Source organism: Afipia clevelandensis ATCC 49720, assembly GCF_000336555.1.
GTDB classification, from domain to species: Bacteria; Pseudomonadota; Alphaproteobacteria; order Rhizobiales; family Xanthobacteraceae; genus Afipia; species Afipia clevelandensis.
The window spans coordinates 2452143-2467258 of sequence record NZ_KB375281.1 but is presented as its reverse complement, the minus strand read 5'-3'; the positions used below and the strand labels follow the sequence as shown (position 1 = coordinate 2467258).

18 protein-coding genes are annotated in these 15116 nt (G+C 63.5%); 14 read left to right on the top strand and 4 right to left on the bottom strand.

What is annotated here, in order from left to right; all coding sequences use genetic code 11:
* Positions 1-202: 202 nt before the first annotated feature.
* Positions 203-1546, bottom strand: a complete 1344-nt coding sequence (aptA, locus tag HMPREF9696_RS11805; protein WP_002713243.1) for an omega-aminotransferase AptA — start codon at positions 1544-1546, stop codon at positions 203-205.
* A 211-nt stretch (positions 1547-1757) separates the two neighbouring features.
* On the opposite strand from aptA, the gene HMPREF9696_RS11800 reads away from it, so the two are divergent.
* The 7 genes from HMPREF9696_RS11800 to HMPREF9696_RS11770 all read left to right on the top strand — a co-directional run bounded on the left by HMPREF9696_RS11800 (position 1758) and on the right by HMPREF9696_RS11770 (position 7196).
* Entirely contained in the window at positions 1758-2267 is a 510-nt protein-coding gene (locus HMPREF9696_RS11800) for a TadE/TadG family type IV pilus assembly protein (protein WP_002713242.1), read from the top strand.
* A gap of 185 nt (positions 2268-2452) precedes the next feature.
* Positions 2453-4078: a TadG family pilus assembly protein gene (locus HMPREF9696_RS11795; protein ID WP_040301996.1), complete on the top strand. Its 1626-nt coding sequence runs from the start codon at positions 2453-2455 to the stop codon at positions 4076-4078.
* A 234-nt stretch (positions 4079-4312) separates the two neighbouring features.
* Positions 4313-5797, top strand: coding sequence for a histidine--tRNA ligase (gene hisS, locus HMPREF9696_RS11790; protein WP_002713240.1), 1485 nt, complete (start codon positions 4313-4315; stop codon positions 5795-5797).
* Positions 5798-5814: 17 nt separating this feature from the next.
* Positions 5815-6225: a DUF2000 family protein gene (locus tag HMPREF9696_RS11785; RefSeq protein WP_002713239.1), complete on the top strand. Its 411-nt coding sequence runs from the start codon at positions 5815-5817 to the stop codon at positions 6223-6225.
* A gap of 30 nt (positions 6226-6255) precedes the next feature.
* On the top strand, positions 6256-6456 hold the full coding sequence (locus HMPREF9696_RS11780; protein ID WP_002713238.1) for a tautomerase family protein: 201 nt from the start codon (positions 6256-6258) through the stop codon (positions 6454-6456).
* A gap of 33 nt (positions 6457-6489) precedes the next feature.
* Positions 6490-6885 carry a thioesterase family protein gene (locus tag HMPREF9696_RS11775; protein WP_002713237.1) on the top strand — a complete coding sequence of 132 codons (396 nt, stop codon included), beginning with the start codon at positions 6490-6492 and terminating at the stop codon, positions 6883-6885.
* A gap of 95 nt (positions 6886-6980) precedes the next feature.
* Entirely contained in the window at positions 6981-7196 is a 216-nt protein-coding gene (locus tag HMPREF9696_RS11770) for a hypothetical protein (protein ID WP_002713236.1), read from the top strand.
* A gap of 83 nt (positions 7197-7279) precedes the next feature.
* On the opposite strand, the gene HMPREF9696_RS11765 is transcribed toward HMPREF9696_RS11770, so the two are convergent.
* Together HMPREF9696_RS11765 and HMPREF9696_RS11760 are read right to left on the bottom strand one after the other, a co-directional pair.
* Entirely contained in the window at positions 7280-7807 is a 528-nt protein-coding gene (locus HMPREF9696_RS11765; RefSeq protein WP_002713235.1) for a DUF3617 domain-containing protein, read from the bottom strand.
* Positions 7808-7827: 20 nt separating this feature from the next.
* Positions 7828-8127, bottom strand: a complete 300-nt coding sequence (locus HMPREF9696_RS11760) for a hypothetical protein (RefSeq protein WP_002713234.1) — start codon at positions 8125-8127, stop codon at positions 7828-7830.
* A gap of 176 nt (positions 8128-8303) precedes the next feature.
* Between HMPREF9696_RS11760 and HMPREF9696_RS11755 the strand changes: the two genes are divergently transcribed.
* The 4 genes from HMPREF9696_RS11755 (at position 8304) to HMPREF9696_RS11740 (ending at position 11146) form a co-directional block, all read left to right on the top strand.
* Positions 8304-8774 (top strand): hypothetical protein, encoded by a 471-nt coding sequence (locus HMPREF9696_RS11755; protein WP_002713233.1) that lies wholly within the window; start codon positions 8304-8306, stop codon positions 8772-8774.
* 121 nt (positions 8775-8895) lie between these two features.
* Positions 8896-9618 carry a ribonuclease T2 family protein gene (locus HMPREF9696_RS11750; protein ID WP_002713232.1) on the top strand — a complete coding sequence of 241 codons (723 nt, stop codon included), beginning with the start codon at positions 8896-8898 and terminating at the stop codon, positions 9616-9618.
* Between the two features lie 167 nt (positions 9619-9785).
* Complete coding sequence (locus HMPREF9696_RS11745; RefSeq protein ID WP_002713231.1) at positions 9786-10646, top strand: 23S rRNA (adenine(2030)-N(6))-methyltransferase RlmJ; 861 nt, start codon at positions 9786-9788, stop codon at positions 10644-10646.
* A gap of 284 nt (positions 10647-10930) precedes the next feature.
* Positions 10931-11146 carry a cold-shock protein gene (locus HMPREF9696_RS11740; RefSeq protein ID WP_002713230.1) on the top strand — a complete coding sequence of 72 codons (216 nt, stop codon included), beginning with the start codon at positions 10931-10933 and terminating at the stop codon, positions 11144-11146.
* A gap of 80 nt (positions 11147-11226) precedes the next feature.
* On the opposite strand, the gene HMPREF9696_RS11735 is transcribed toward HMPREF9696_RS11740, so the two are convergent.
* Entirely contained in the window at positions 11227-11853 is a 627-nt protein-coding gene (locus tag HMPREF9696_RS11735; protein ID WP_002713229.1) for an outer membrane protein, read from the bottom strand.
* Between the two features lie 258 nt (positions 11854-12111).
* On the opposite strand from HMPREF9696_RS11735, the gene uvrC reads away from it, so the two are divergent.
* From uvrC to moaD, 3 genes are all read left to right on the top strand, one after another.
* Positions 12112-14166, top strand: coding sequence for an excinuclease ABC subunit UvrC (gene uvrC, locus HMPREF9696_RS11730; RefSeq protein ID WP_002713228.1), 2055 nt, complete (start codon positions 12112-12114; stop codon positions 14164-14166).
* 83 nt (positions 14167-14249) lie between these two features.
* Complete coding sequence (gene pgsA, locus HMPREF9696_RS11725; RefSeq protein ID WP_002713227.1) at positions 14250-14864, top strand: CDP-diacylglycerol--glycerol-3-phosphate 3-phosphatidyltransferase; 615 nt, start codon at positions 14250-14252, stop codon at positions 14862-14864.
* Positions 14861-15112, top strand: coding sequence for a molybdopterin converting factor subunit 1 (gene moaD / locus HMPREF9696_RS11720; protein WP_002713226.1), 252 nt, complete (start codon positions 14861-14863; stop codon positions 15110-15112). Before pgsA ends, moaD begins: the two co-directional genes overlap by 4 nt.
* Positions 15113-15116: the final 4 nt, after the last annotated feature.

Below are 15116 nucleotides of genomic sequence, written 5' to 3'. Positions count from 1 at the left end.
CGGGGGCGAGCTTATCACCAAGTTTGATTCGGCGCGAAGTTCTTCCCCTCTCCCCTTGTGGGAGAGGGTGGTTGCGAGCGTAGCGAGAAACCGGGTGAGGGGTTGTATCGGTAAGCAGCGACCCCTCACCCGGCTCGATCTCATTTCATTCGATCTCGCCACCCTCTCCCACAAGGGGAGAGGGGGTAGGAACGCGTCCGCGTCACGCCACCGCGCGGATCACCTTGGCCACCTTGTCCATGATCTCGCCGATCTGGCTTTCCGAAATAATCAGCGGCGGCGTCAGGCAGATCGTGTCGCCGGCGACCCGGATCATCAGGTCATGGTCGTGGAAGGCGCTGTCCAGCGCATCCATGCCGCGCTTGCCGACGCCGTCCTTGTTCGGGGTGAGGTCGATGCCCGCGGTGATACCGACGGTGCGGATGTCCACCACGTTCGGCTCCTTGCGCAGGTCCATCAGCGCGTCGGCCCATTTCGGTTCCAGCGCCCGGGCGCGCTCGAACAGGCCTTCCTCACGGTAGATGTCGAGGGTGGCGAGGCCGGCGGCACAGGCCAGAGGATGCGCCGAATAGGTATAGCCGTGGAAGAATTCGACCATGTAGTCCGGCCCCTTCATGAAGGAGTCGAAAACACTGTCGCGCACCACCACGCCGCCCATCGGCACCGCACCGTTGGTGATGCCCTTGGCGAAGGTAATCATGTCCGGCGTCACGCCATAACGTTCCGCGGCGAAGGCATAGCCGAGGCGGCCATAGCCGGTGATGACCTCGTCGAAGATCAGCAGGATGCCGTGCTTCTCGGTGATCTCGCGCAGGCGCTTGAGATAGCCCTTCGGCGCGGGCAGCACGCCGGTCGAGCCGGCCATCGGTTCGACGATCACAGCAGCGATGGTGTTGGCTCCGTGCAGGCCGACAATGCGCTCCAGCTCATCAGCCAGATGCGCGCCATACTCCGGCTCGCCCTTGGTGAAGGCCTGCTTCTCGCGGTCGTAGGTGGTCGGAAGATGATCGACGCCGGTCAGCAGCGTGCCGAACATCTTACGGTTGTTGACCATGCCGCCGACGGAAATGCCGCCGAAGCCGACGCCATGATAGCCGCGTTCGCGGCCGATCAGGCGGGTGCGCCCGGCCTCTCCTCGGCCGTTATGATAGGCCAGCGCCACCTTCAGCGCGGTGTCGACAGCTTCCGAACCGGAATTGCAGAAGAACACATGCTCAAGCCCCTTCGGCGCCAGCGCGGCGACGCGGCTGGCCAGCTCGAAAGCCTTCGGATGGCCGAACTGGAACGGTGGCGCGTAGTCGATGGTCGCGGCCTGCGTCTGGATCGCTTCGACAATCGGCACGCGGTTGTGGCCGGCATTGCTGCACCACATGCCGGCGGCACCGTCGAGAATGGCGCGGCCATCGGTGGTGAAGTAATGCATGTCCTTCGCGCCGGCGAGCATGCGCGGCTTGCGCTTGAAGGCTCGGTTGGCCGTAAACGGCATCCAGTAGGCATCGAGATCGTTGGGCGTCGCGACAGTCGGGCGAGGGTGCTGAATATTCAAGGGACGTTCCTTCCGGCAAGGAGCAGTTTCTTTCTTGGAAGAGGACCTTATCAGCTTCCGGCGCGGCCCGGAACGCACAGCGACGCATGGTCGCCGGTAAGTGAATTCACGGTGCGCAGGCGGATCATAATACATCCAATAGTTGTTTTGCGAATTAGTTTGCCCTTAAAAGTTGTATGCGTAAATGCCCGCGTCACAACGGGTGAGCGCCATGTCGAAGAAAACAGCCTTCGGGAAAATAGCCTTCGGGAAAACGGCTTTCCGGAAACGGGTTTGCGCGAAAGCGGCTCTGGCACGGTCCCGGGCCGGCAGATTTTCTGCCGCGTGCGACGGCGCGATTGCGGTCGAATTCGCGATGATCGCGCCGGTGTTCCTGATGATGGTGTTCGGGATCGTGATGTACGGCTCGTACCTGTCCGTGGTTCACGGCGTGCAGCAACTGGCGGCGGAAGCGGCGCGCTCCTCCGTTGCGGGCCTAAGCGAAAGCGAGCGCAGTTCGCTCGCGAACAGCTACATCACCGGCAATGTCAATTCCTATCCGCTGATTGACCCGGCCAGGCTCACCGTCAACGCGGCCACCTCGGGGTCCGACGCCAACGTCTTCATTGTGTCCGTCAATTACGATGCCTCCGGCATGTTCATCTATTCGCTGCCGACATTCGTGCCCGCGCCGTCATCGACCATCGTGCGAACGGCTGCGATCCCGCGCGGAGGGTATTGAAAATGCGAAATGTGGGTGTTGTGTCTCACCTCTCCCCGGCGGGGAGAGGTCGCGAGCGAAGTGAGCGGGTGAGGGGGCTCGGTGTCTGTATGGAAACCTCGAACCCCCTCACCCCGACCCTCTCCCCCTCGGGGAGAGGGAGCCGGTCCAATTGCGGTGCAGGCCGTAATCTTCTCCGCCGCTTCATCAGCGACGAGCGCGGCAACATCGCGATCATGGGCGCGGTGAGTTTTTTGATGGTCATTGCCTGCGCCGCGCTCGGCGTCGATGTGGGTTCGATCTTCGCTGACAAGCGCCGCACCCAGAGCGCGGCCGATCTTGCGGCGATTGTCGCCGCAAGCGATTTGAACAATGCGTCCCGCGCTGCTGCGGCGACTGTCGCCAGGAATAACTATCCACCGGACTCGCTCGTGGCTGTCGAGCCTGGTGTTTACACGGCGAAAGCGTCTCTGACGCCGCAGCAGCGGTTCGTGGCGGGGGCAACGCCCCCCAATGCGGTGCGGGTGTCGCTGAAGACAAAGACACCGCTCTACTTCGGCAAGGTGCTGACCGGCGAGAGCCAGTGGGATGTCAAGGCGAGCGCCATTGCCAGCACCACGCAGCTTGCCACCTTCGCGATCGGCTCGCGGCTGGTGTCGCTCAACGGAGGGCTGCTGAATGCGCTGCTCGGCGGCATGCTCGGCACCACGCTGTCGCTCTCCGCAATGGACTACAACGCGCTGCTGGCGGCGAAAATCGACGCCTTCGATTTCCTCTCGGCGCTGGCGACGCGCGTCAACCTCACCGGCGTGACCTATGACACGTTACTCAGCAGCAACCTGAAGGTGACCGATATCGTCGCGGCGCTGCAGACCGCGGCGATGGGCAACAGCGGCGCGATTGCCGCGCTGTCCAGCCTCTCGTCGGCGATCTCCGGCATGACCACGAAGATCACGCCGTCGGCGCTGATCGGCGTCGGGCCGTATTCAAATCTCACGGTCGGCGAAAAGCCGAAGGTCGGCGCGACCGTGTCGGCGCTGGATCTCGTTTCGGCCATGGCAGCGCTCGCCAACGGCACCAACCAGATCGCGGCGAATGTGAATTTGTCGCTGCCTGGCATTGCCGGTGTGACGCTGCAGGCGACCGTCGGCGAGCGTCCGGTGGGGACAAGCTGGGTCACGGTCGGTTCGGCCGGGGCGAGCGTTCACACCGCGCAGACCCGCGTGCTGCTGAAGATTCAGTTGGTCGGTTCGGGCTCGGTGTCGGTGGTCAACCTGCCGGTCTATGTCGAGATCGCGGCGGGCACCGCGACGCTCAATGCGGTGTCATGCGGCTATCCGAACATGAGCACATCCACGGCGACGCTCGGCGTGTCGCCCGGCATTGTCGATGCGTGGATCGGCGACGTGACGTCCGCGATGATGACGAATTTCTCGACGAAGCCGAATCCGCCGGCGGTGAACATCGTTAATCTCGGCGCGATCCAGGTGACGGGCCGTGCCCACGCCACCATGGCGAATGCCTCGCCGACCAATGTCACGTTCAGTTATGGAGACATTCAGGGACAGACCAAGAAGACGGTGAACACCACCTCGTTCACATCGTCGCTGACGACCAGCCTGCTGGGCGATCTTCAGCTTGGCGTGCAACTCGGGCCGCTCGGCCTGCCGATCCCCGGTATCGGCGCGCTGGTCGCCGGCATCATCGGCGGGGCCACCGGCTCCATCGACACGCTGCTTAATTCGGTGCTGCAGACGCTGGGCGTCGGCCTCGGGCAGGCGGATGTCTGGGTCACCGGCATCCGCTGCGACGGCGCGGTGCTGGTGAATTAGCAACTCACCCTCTCCCCTTGTGGGAGAGGGTGCCTGAGCGAAGCGAAGGCGGGTGAGGGGTAAACTCGCGATTGATAAAGACCCCTCACCCGGCTCGCATCTGACGATGCTCGCCACCCTCTCCCACAAGGGGAGAGGGGATGCGCCGTCGTGCTTGCTCGTCCTTATTCCGGCTGATAACCCGTGGGCGAATGTGATAAGCCGACTGTCGACTTATCCAAGCACGCGAATTCCATGTCCGACAAAAAGCCCAGAAAGCCCCAGAAACTGCGCGCGCGGCTGCCGCGCGGCCTCGTGGACCGCACGCCCGCCGAGATCGCCGCCACGCGGCAGATGGTGGAGACCATTCGCGAGGTCTATGAGCGCTACGGGTTCGAGCCGGTGGAAACTCCGGCGATGGAATACACCGACGCGCTCGGCAAGTTCCTCCCCGATCAGGACCGGCCCAATGAAGGCGTGTTTTCGTTTCAGGACGATGACGAGCAGTGGATCTCGCTGCGCTATGACCTGACCGCGCCGCTGGCGCGCTATGTCGCGGAAAATTTCGACACGCTGCCCAAGCCCTATCGCTCCTATCGCAACGGCTATGTCTATCGCAACGAGAAGCCCGGCCCCGGCCGCTTCCGCCAGTTCATGCAGTTCGACGCCGATACGGTGGGTTCTGCATCGCCCGCCGCCGACGCCGAGATGTGCATGATGGCGGCGGACACCATGGAAGCGCTCGGCATTCCGCGTGGGCAGTATGTCGTGAAGGTCAACAACCGCAAGGTGCTCGATGGCGTGCTGGAGAGCATCGGCCTTGGCGGAGATGAGAACGCGGGCAAACGGCTGACGGTGCTGCGTGCGATCGACAAGCTCGACAAGTTCGGTCCGGACGGTGTGCGTCTGCTGCTTGGCGAAGGCCGCAAGGATGAGAGCGGAGATTTTACCAAGGGCGCTGGTCTGGCCGATGAAGCGATCGAGCAGGTGATTGCCTTCACCGATGGCAAGCCCGCCGGGGAATCGAAGCTGCTGAGTGAAGGCCGCGACGAACTTGAACAAATCCGTTCGCTGATCACAGCGAGTGGCTACGGCGACGACCGCATCAAGATCGACCCCTCCGTCGTTCGCGGCCTCGAATACTACACCGGCCCGGTCTACGAGGTTGAGCTGCTGCTCGACACCAAAGACGACAAGGGCCGCCCGGTGAGGTTTGGTTCGGTCGGCGGCGGCGGACGTTACGATGGGCTTGTCTCGCGCTTCCGCGGCGAGCCGGTCCCTGCGACTGGTTTCTCCATCGGCGTCTCGCGCCTGCAGGCGGCGCTGACGCTGCTCGGCAAGATCGACACCACGCCGGAATTCGGTCCGGTCGTTGTCGTGGTGATGGACCGCAACGAGATCGCGCAATACCAAAAGTTCGTCGCGACGCTGCGCAACGAAGGCATTCGCGCCGAAATGTATCTTGGCAATCCGAAGAACAATCTCGGCGTGCAGTTCAAATATGCCGACCGGCGCAATTCGCCGTGCGTCGTCATTCAGGGCGGCGACGAGAAGGCGAAGGGTGAGGTTCAGATCAAGGACCTGATTATCGGTGCGGAAATCGCCAATGCCAGCGGCGACCGCGACGACTATCTGCAGAAGCAGGCCGAGGCGCAGTTCGCGTGTAAGGAAAGCGACCTCGTCGAGAAAGTCCGCGAGGTTCTGGCGCGTCATAATGTGAGCTGGGCCAGCAAGAGCTAGAACAACAACGGTCGCGCATGCAGTTCGATACCAAGGTTGCCCTCGTTATCCGCCACGATCTCGAAGCCTGGCAGAAGCTGAATGTCGCGGCGTTTCTTGCGAGCGGCATCGCGGCGGCGTTTCCCGAATCTGTCGGCGAGCCCTATGCAGACGGTTCCGGTACGACCTATCACGCGCTGATCGGCCAGCCGATCCTGATTTACGGTGCAGACCGCCCGGCCTTGTCGCGTGCGCTGGAGCGCGCATTGGCGCGGGATGTGAAAGCTGCCGTCTATACCGAGGACATGTTTAAAACAACGCATGACGCCGCCAACCGCGCGGCCGTGCAGGCCGTGACACGCGCCGACCTCAATCTGGTGGGGCTGGCCTTTCGCGCCGAACGCAAAGTGATTGACAAGATCGTCGATGGATTGAAATTTCACGCCTGATATTTTCAAGAACAATGAAGGGAAACGAACATGCCTGAGGTTATCGTGAACATGGCGGCCGGACGCACCGACGATCAGAAGAAGGGCATGATGCTCGACATCACCCAGGCGCTGGTGAAGAACCTCGGCGTGGATGCGGAAGTGGTCACCGTGCAGATCAACGAGGCGCCGCTGACCCACAAGATGAAGGGCGGCAAGACCTTTCTCGAGCGCAAGGCGGCGGCGAAGTAAGCCCGGGGCGAACTTCGGATTCGGGACATTCGCATGAGCACGCTTGAAAAAGTCACCGTCGGGATTCCCGGCGAGACGGTCGTGACGGTGACCCACGACATGACGGTGCAGCATTTCCTGTCCACCATGCCGCCGGTCTACGCCACGCCGGTCATGATCCTGCATATGGAAAAGGCCTGCACCGCCTCCATCGCCGGCTTGCTGCCGGACGGCCATGTCAGCGTCGGCATGGAAGTCAATGTCCGGCATCTGGCGGCAACCCCGATCGGGCGCACGGTGCGGGTGACCTCGCGCGTGAAGCAGATCGACGCCAAGAGCGTGCTGTTCGAGGTGGAAGCCTGGGATGGCTCCCGCAAGATCGGCGACGGCACCCACCGGCGCGGCGTGATCAATGTCGCCGCCTTTGAAAAGCGCTTCGGCGTGAGCTGATCCGGCGCGCTTTGCGGGCAATCTTGAGGATTTCTGATTGTGGGGGCGCCGTGAACGGCGCTAGTTTCCCGGCGGCTGGCCAACGGAGATGTCCGATGAGAGGTGGATTGGTGATCGTCGCGGCGGCGCTGCTGTTCTCCGGGCAGGCGCATGCGCAAGGCAGGGCGCGGCCCGACACCAGCGGCCCGGCCGAGGCCAAGGGCGAGGACCCGCAGAAGCGGATGGCGCGCGAGGAAGCCGCCGCCCGCGCAGCGATGAAGAACATCCCGGATTCGAAAGAGAAGTACGACCCCTGGAAGATCGGGAAGTGACTGGTAGATCGGGACGTAACCGGAAGATCGGGAACGTAATTTCTCCCTCGCCCCGTTCTTACGGGGAGAGGTGAAAGCCAGACCTACGGCTTCGGACGCGCGCCCTTCATGGCCTGCATGTCCTTGATGTTCATCTTCATGCCGCCGGGCATGACAATGTCGCCGGGCTTCTGATCCGCCTTGCAGGCGCCCATCCACTTCGCTTCCATCATGGTGACGGCGTCGGGAATCTTGCCGTTGCTCTTGGTGGCGACCTTGACCGTATAGGCGGAGTTGAAGTCGCCGGTGATCTCGGTGTGCGAGGTCGAGGTGACGCCGTTCACCGTGCAGGTTGCGTCGATCACCAGTCCGGTCGCCGTCTTCTGCATGTCCTGTTTGGCGCACATTTCCTTCGCCATCGGGCTGAAGGTGGACGACATGTCCTTGTCGGTGCTGGCGTCGGTGCATTGCTGCATGGTCATCGCCGGCATTTGCGGACCGGGGCTGACCTTGATGTCCCACAGGCCGGGCTTGCGGGGCGGCATGTCCACCGGGCCGGCCAGCGCGGGAAGCGATATCAGGGCGGCGCAGAGCGTCAGCGCCGTCACACGAGATGAAGGCGTTCGCATCATGGCAGCCCCTTGGGATCGTATCAGTAGCCGACGCGCAGCGGCCGGTCGGCGTGGCCCGGATGGACCCAGACGCAGGCGAACGAAATGTAGCCGCCATACTGGGCATCGACGCCGGTCAGCTTCACCGACTTGCCGTAGCGGGCGCAGTGGTCGACAGCCATCGCCTTGATGTCCGCGCCGTCCTTGTAGAGCGAATAGGCAATGATGCCGCCGGTGTCGTTGCCCTTGAAGGGCGGCACCGTGTCGAAAAAGGCGTTCGCCGGCGTCAGGGCCAGCAATCCCAACATGGCGGTCAGGGCGGCCGTTGCAGTCGTTCGCATCATGCTCTCCGTTCGATTCCGCCGTCACCATAGGCCGCCCGGACCCTCAAGGAAAGAACGGCCGAGCGCTCCGGCCGGGGTTGGCGGCCGAGTGTTGCCGCGCTGCACTTGACCGGCTGTCGGCTTCGCGGCACCTTCCGCGCAACATCATTTCCGCACTTCCGGTGGACCGCTTCATGCGCGACCTTTTTTCGACATTTCGCAAGCTGACGTTGGCCGTGGCGCTGGGCGCCGTGGCGGGACTCATGGCGCTCGCTCCGGCGGCGCAGGCCGCCAATGTGCTGGAGCGCAATTTCTGGCTCTCCGGCCCGCGCTACGACGGCGACATGCGCCCCTGCAGCGAGGCGCTCGGCACCATTGTCCAGCAATTCGCCGAGAAAGAGAGCAAGTTCTGGAATTCCGCGCTCGAGATCACCGGCTTCGCCGATGTGCATGAGACGGCTTTCCGCCCCTGGGCGTCCAACAGCATTCCGCGCCGGTTCTGCACCGCAAGCGCCATGCTGAACGACGGCCGCGCCCGGCAGGTGCACTACTCCGTGATCGAGGACGGTGGCTTCGCCGGATTCGATTCGGGCGTCGAGTGGTGCGTGGTCGGCCTCGACCGCAACTGGGCCTACAATCCGTCCTGCAAGGCCGCGCGGCCCTGACCTGTCCACAACGGTTTCGATTCATCCCGTTCGCCGTCCCGGTGGACGGGATTTTCTTTTGTTCTTGAAATGTTCTTTTTGCCCGGCTAGGCTTCGGCCATTGCCGTAAGGGGGCGTGGTCATGTTGCAGTCGAGGTCCGGCCTGCCGGTTGCCGGTTTTTCATTCCGCTTGTCATGCGTTGCCGTGCTGTTCGGCCTTGTGTTGACTGCCATCGCCGCAAGCTCGGCCTCCGCACAGGACAAGCGCCAGAATGCGCCGGGCGAATTCGATTTCTACGTGCTGTCGCTGTCCTGGTCGCCCTCGTTCTGCGAGGCGGCGAGCGAGCGCGGCAATTCCAGCCGTGGCGTTCAGACCCAGTGCGCGGGCCGTCCGTTTTCCTTTGTCGTGCATGGCCTGTGGCCGCAATATGAGCGCGGCTTTCCCAACTACTGCCAGCGGCCGTCGCCCCGGCTGGCGCGCAATGTCATGACCGCGATGCTCGACCTGATGCCCGCACCGGGCCTGATCTACAACGAGTGGGACAAGCACGGCACCTGTTCGGGCATGGCCGCGCGCGCCTATTTCGAGACCATCCGCAAGGCCCGCGCGGCGGTGAAGATTCCCGCGGACTATCTCGAACTCTCCAGCGCAAAGACCGTTGCGCCGCTGGAGATCGAAGAGGCCTTCATCAAGGCCAATCCCGGCCTGTCGAGTTCGGCGATTGCCGTGACCTGCGACAGCAAGCGTCTCAGCGAAGTGCGCATTTGCATGAACAAGGATCTGCAGTTCCGTGCGTGCGACGAGATCGACCGCCGCGCCTGCCGCCGCGACACGGTGGTGATGCCGCCGGTGCGCGGGGGCTGATTTTCTGCCGTCACCCGGAGGTGCCCGCCGTTTTCGGCGGGCCTCGAAGCGCGATGGCGGTCTTCTCGCCCGCCATCCTTCGAGGCTCGCAATGGCTCGCACCTCAGGATGACGGATCACGAACGCGCTGCGTTACTTTCATCGCGCGATGTCGTAACAGTCGCGCCATGAACTACCGCCACGCCTTCCACGCCGGAAACTTCGCCGATGTCATCAAGCACATCGCGCTGGCGCGCATCCTGACCTATCTGCACGACAAGCCGGCGGCGTTTCGTGTGATCGACACCCATGCGGGCGCGGGTCTGTACGATCTCACCAGCAGCGAAGCCGAACGCGGCGGCGAATGGCGCACCGGCATCGCGCGGTTGATGCAGACGCGTCTCTCCGAACCGGTGATGACGCTGGTCGCGCCCTATCTCGACATCGTGCGCGCCTTCAATCCGCACCGCGATCTCACCGCCTATCCCGGGTCGCCGCTGGTGGCGCGCGCGCTGCTGCGGCCCCAGGACCGGCTTGTCGCCTGCGAACTCGAACCCAACGCACGCCGGCAACTGATCGGCGCGCTCTACAACGACAAGCAGGCGCGCGTGGTCGATCTTGATGGCTGGACTGCGTTGCCGGCCTTCGTGCCGCCGAACGAACGGCGCGGGCTAGTGCTGATCGATCCGCCGTTTGAAAGCCGCGATGAATTCACCCGGCTTGCCGACGGCTTCTGTGCTGCGCATGCCAAATGGCCGACCGGCATCTACATGCTCTGGTATCCGGCCAAGGACCGCCGCGCCACCGACTCCCTGGCGGATCATGTGGCGCGTGTGGCGAACGCGGGCAGCCAGGATGCGCGTTGCCTGCGTGTTGAATTCAGTGTCGCGCCGCAGACGGCTGACTCAGGATTGATGTCGGCGGGCCTGTTGATCGTCAATCCGCCCTGGACGCTGGCCGACGAGCTGCGCGCCATCCTGCACGAGCTTGAAAAGCCGCTGGGCCTCGGCGGCGCGGGCCGCTTCCGCGTGGAAACACTTCGCGCGTGACGCGCTGCACACGCACGCTGGCGTTGGCGTTCGCACAAACTTCAGGCGGATGAAGAAAGCACCCAAATGCGGCATGGCCAATTTGCCGGGAACCGTATTATGCTGCTGTTGTGAAGGTCGGCTTTTACGTCCCGCGCCCGCGAATGGCCGCGGCGGAATGACGAGAGGCCCCGGGCGCTTCGACGTTTGAAGCTGCTCTCCAAGGCCGCCGCTTTCCGGCATGAATGCCGGACCTGGCTGACGCGCGTTGCGCGCCAGAGGTGCATTGCGGGGAGGGGTTCCCGATGGCCATGACAGGTGTCGTCAAGTTCTTCAATGCCGAACGCGGCTACGGCTTCATCAAGCCGGACGACGGCGGGCGTGATGTGTTCGTCCACATCACCGCGGTCGAGCGCGCCGGACTGAAGGACCTGATCGAAGGACAGCGTATCTCGTTTGAAGTCGAGCCCGACAAGAAGGGCAAGGGACCGAAGGCGGTCGATCTGGTGATTTCGCCCTAGCGCGTTTCGGGACATCAGCGCGCAAACAAAATCCCGGGCGGAAGGCCCGGGATTGATGATGTGCGATGATGTTACGCCGATCAGAAGCGGTAGTTCACGCCGAGGCGAACGGTGCTGAACTGGTAGCCGTTCGGCAGACCCGTGAGCAAGTAGTTGCGCTCGCCGAGGTCGACATAGAGGTATTCGACCTTCGCCGACCAGTTCTGGTTGATGGCGAATTCCGCGCCCGCGCCGATGGTCCAGCCGGCCGATGTGCTGCTTTCAGAGAAGCCGCCGGGCGCTTCGACCTTGAGCGAGCCGAAGGCAAGACCGCCGGTGCCGTAGAGCAGCACGTTGTTGAAGGCGTAACCGACGCGGCCGCGCACGGTGCCGAACCACGGATTCGAGAATTTCCACGCCGCGAACGTATCGTCTGCCGCGTTGAGCTGGAGATCGCCCTCGATGCCGGCGACCCATGCGCCGTTCTGCCAGTTGTAGCCGATCTGCAGGCCGCCGAGCACGCCTGACGGCTTGGCGCCGCTGTTGGAGACGTCGCCCCAGCCGTAACCAATGTTGCCGCCGATATACGGGCCGATCCAGCTATTGGCGAGCGGCTGGTTGACCGTATAGGGCTGCTGATAGGGGCGGCGGCCATACATATCGGCAGCCTGCGCCGATGCGCTCACGCATGTCGCGGCGACGATCGCGCCAAGAATTGTTGTCTTCATCGTACTCTCCTCAAACGCACACCGGTGTGGCTGCTCGCTGGCCAGAACGGTGCGGCGAACCGACGTGGTTACGAAAGTCCACCTTTTCTGCTTAAAATTTATCGAGAGTTTTACGTTAAACAGGCGTTAAGACGGCGCGCGGCCCGATTTCCATCCTTAAGAAAGTGTTACAAGCGAGGCCCCGCCGCCGGCGAATCCCGTTCCTTTGCGCGGCACTGCCTGCTGGATCACCGCGTCCCGAGTTCCTAAATTCCGGTCATGATTCACGACACCTCAGACCCCGACCAGCCGGAGCAGCCGGCGCTTGTGCAGGAACCGTCGCCGCGGAGCCTGCGCGGGCAGGACGTCGATCCGGCCTCGATTGCCGCCGATGAGGATGAAGAGGCGCGGCTTCCGGAGCAGGAGGACGAGTCTGCCGAGCCCGCGGCCGAGGGAACGCTGGCGATGGGCCGCGCCGCCATCGAGCGCGCGGTGAAACTCGCGCCGACCTCGCCCGGCGTCTATCGCATGCTGAATGCGGCCAGCGACGTACTCTATGTCGGCAAGGCCAAGAGCGTGAAGAAGCGGCTCGCGTCCTATGCACGCCCGACCGGGCAGGTGGCGCGCATCGCGCGCATGATCGCAGCGACGGTGAATGTCGAAGTGATCTCGACCGCGACCGAGACCGAGGCGCTGCTGCTCGAAGCCAACCTCATCAAGCAGCTTCGTCCGCGCTTCAATGTGCAACTGCGCGACGACAAGTCGTTTCCCTATATCCTGATCACCGGCGACCACTGGGCGCCGCAGATTCTCAAACATCGCGGCGCACAGACACGGCCGGGCCGCTACTTCGGACCGTTTGCGTCGGCGGGGGCGGTGGGCCGCACCATCACTGCGCTACAGCGCGCGTTCCTGGTGCGCTCCTGCAGCGACTCGTTCTTCGAGAGCCGGACGCGGCCTTGCCTGCTGTACCAGATCAAGCGCTGCTCGGGGCCGTGCACCGGCGAGATCGACTTTCCCGGCTACACCGAACTGGTGCGCGAGGCGAATGAGTTTCTCTCCGGCCGCTCGCGGCTGGTGAAGCAGGAACTCGCCGGCGAAATGGAAAAGGCCTCGCACGAACTCGAGTTCGAGCGCGCTGCGCTCTATCGCGACCGCCTTGCCGCGCTGTCCGCGATCCAGTCGCAGCAGGGCATCAATCCGCGCACGGTCGAGGAAGCCGATGTGTTCGCGATCCATCAAGAGGGCGGCTATTCCTGCGTCGAGGTGTTCTTCTTCCGCACCGGGCAGAACTGGGGCAACCGCGCCTATTTCCCGCGCGCGGACAAGACCATGCCGCCGGAGGAAGTGCTGGGTTCGTTCCTCGCGCAGTTCTACGACGACAAGCCGCCACCGAAATTGATCCTGCTCTCGCACCGCATCGAGGATCAGGAGTTGCTGTCCGAAGCGCTTGGCGTGAAGGCCGGTCACAAGGTCGAGGTTTCAACGCCGCAGCGCGGCGAGAAGAAGGATCTCGTCACCCACGCGCTGACCAATGCGCGCGAGGCGCTGGGCCGCAAGCTCGCCGACACCGCAACGCAGGCGCGTCTGCTCGAAGGCCTGTCGAACGTACTCGGTCTGCCGCGTGTGCCGAAGCGCATCGAGGTTTACGACAACAGCCACATCATGGGCACCAACGCGGTCGGCGCGATGATAGTCGCCGGGCCGGAAGGTTTCCTGAAAAACCAGTACCGCAAGTTCAACATCAAGTCGGAAGGGCTGACGCCGGGCGACGACTACGCCATGATGCGCGAGGTGCTGGAGCGCCGCTTCAAGCGGCTGCTCGGCAACGCCGCCGAGGGCAGGAAGCCTGACAAGGATGACGATGCCGTGCCGCAATGGCCCGATCTTGTCGTCATCGACGGCGGCCAGGGCCAACTCAATGCGGCGCGGGAGATTTTCACCGGCCTGAACCTGACCGATGTGTCGCTGATCGCCGTGGCAAAGGGGCCGGACCGCGATGCCGGACGCGAAACCCTGTTCATGCCGGACCGACCCTCGATCAAGCTCGAGCCGCGCGATCCGGTGTTGTACTTCATCCAGCGGCTGCGCGACGAGGCGCACCGTTTCGTGATCGGATCGCACCGCAAGCTGCGCAAGAAGGACATTCGCGAGGCGGGCCTGCAGGAAATCCCCGGCATCGGGCCATCACGCAAGCGCGCACTGCTGCACCATTTCGGCACCCTGAAGGAGATCGAGCGGGCCTCGGTCGCCGATCTCGGCAAGGTTCCGGGCGTCAGCGCTGAAAGTGCGCGTAAAATCTTCGATTTCTTCCATCCCGGCAGTCATACATGACGCCGCTGTCATCTTTGCCTTGAAGGCCTCAAATGCGCGGCATGGGCTGTTGACGCGGACAGTTTCGCAGTATTGGTAAGGCCATGACCAGTGTCGCCGCCCCGAAACCCGCAAAGCGCTCGCTGTCTTTGCCCAATCTCCTGACCTACTCCCGGATCGCCGCGATTCCGGTGGTGATCGGCTGCATGTATGCGCAGTCCATCCTCGGCGCGCCGCTGTGGCTGCGCTGGGTGGCGCTGTTCGTGTTCATCGCCGCGGGCGTGACCGATTTTCTCGACGGCTACTATGCGCGCATCTGGGATCAGTCGTCGTCGCTGGGCAAGATGCTGGATCCCATCGCCGACAAGCTCCTCGTGGCCTCGTGCCTTTTGATGCTGGCGGCGGACGAGACCATCAAGGGCTGGTCGCTGTGGGCCGCCATGGTGATTCTCTGCCGTGAGATTCTGGTGTCGGGTCTGCGCGAATATCTCGCCGCGATCCGCATCAGCGTGCCGGTGTCACAATTGGCGAAATGGAAGACGACGGTGCAGCTTGTCGCCATTGGCTTCCTGATCGCGGGCGAGGCGGGTGAGACGATCCTGCCGCCGACCGTGCTGATCGGCATCACGCTGTTGTGGATTTCGGCGATCCTCACCATCTACACCGGATGGGATTACCTTCGTGCGGGGATCCATCATCTGACCGAGGAAGACCGGTGAAGGTGCTCTATTTCGCCTGGGTGCGCGAACGGATCGGCAAGGCGGAAGAAACGCTCGATCCGCCGGCGGACGTGCGCACGGTCGCGGACCTGATGCGGTGGCTGATCGCGCGGGGCGAGGAATACGCCAATGCGTTCGCGTCGCCGAAAACCATTCGCGCCGCCATCGACCACACCCATGTAAAATCGGACACCGCGATTGCGGGCGCGCGCGAGATCGCGTTCTTCCCGCCGATGACCGGCGGCTAATTTC

Excerpts from the sequence above, each read along its gene's own strand:
- HMPREF9696_RS11800 (WP_002713242.1), top strand. The coding sequence starts at position 1,758 with ATGTCGAAGAAAACAGCCTTCGGGAAAATAGCCTTCGGGAAAACGGCT.
- hisS (WP_002713240.1), top strand. The coding sequence starts at position 4,313 with ATGTCCGACAAAAAGCCCAGAAAGCCCCAGAAACTGCGCGCGCGGCTG.
- HMPREF9696_RS11785 (WP_002713239.1), top strand. The coding sequence starts at position 5,815 with ATGCAGTTCGATACCAAGGTTGCCCTCGTTATCCGCCACGATCTCGAA.
- HMPREF9696_RS11780 (WP_002713238.1), top strand. The coding sequence starts at position 6,256 with ATGCCTGAGGTTATCGTGAACATGGCGGCCGGACGCACCGACGATCAG.
- HMPREF9696_RS11775 (WP_002713237.1), top strand. The coding sequence starts at position 6,490 with ATGAGCACGCTTGAAAAAGTCACCGTCGGGATTCCCGGCGAGACGGTC.
- HMPREF9696_RS11770 (WP_002713236.1), top strand. The coding sequence starts at position 6,981 with ATGAGAGGTGGATTGGTGATCGTCGCGGCGGCGCTGCTGTTCTCCGGG.
- HMPREF9696_RS11765 (WP_002713235.1), bottom strand. The coding sequence starts at position 7,807 with ATGATGCGAACGCCTTCATCTCGTGTGACGGCGCTGACGCTCTGCGCC.
- HMPREF9696_RS11760 (WP_002713234.1), bottom strand. The coding sequence starts at position 8,127 with ATGCGAACGACTGCAACGGCCGCCCTGACCGCCATGTTGGGATTGCTG.
- HMPREF9696_RS11755 (WP_002713233.1), top strand. The coding sequence starts at position 8,304 with ATGCGCGACCTTTTTTCGACATTTCGCAAGCTGACGTTGGCCGTGGCG.
- HMPREF9696_RS11750 (WP_002713232.1), top strand. The coding sequence starts at position 8,896 with ATGTTGCAGTCGAGGTCCGGCCTGCCGGTTGCCGGTTTTTCATTCCGC.
- HMPREF9696_RS11745 (WP_002713231.1), top strand. The coding sequence starts at position 9,786 with ATGAACTACCGCCACGCCTTCCACGCCGGAAACTTCGCCGATGTCATC.
- HMPREF9696_RS11740 (WP_002713230.1), top strand. The coding sequence starts at position 10,931 with ATGGCCATGACAGGTGTCGTCAAGTTCTTCAATGCCGAACGCGGCTAC.
- HMPREF9696_RS11735 (WP_002713229.1), bottom strand. The coding sequence starts at position 11,853 with ATGAAGACAACAATTCTTGGCGCGATCGTCGCCGCGACATGCGTGAGC.
- uvrC (WP_002713228.1), top strand. The coding sequence starts at position 12,112 with ATGATTCACGACACCTCAGACCCCGACCAGCCGGAGCAGCCGGCGCTT.
- pgsA (WP_002713227.1), top strand. The coding sequence starts at position 14,250 with ATGACCAGTGTCGCCGCCCCGAAACCCGCAAAGCGCTCGCTGTCTTTG.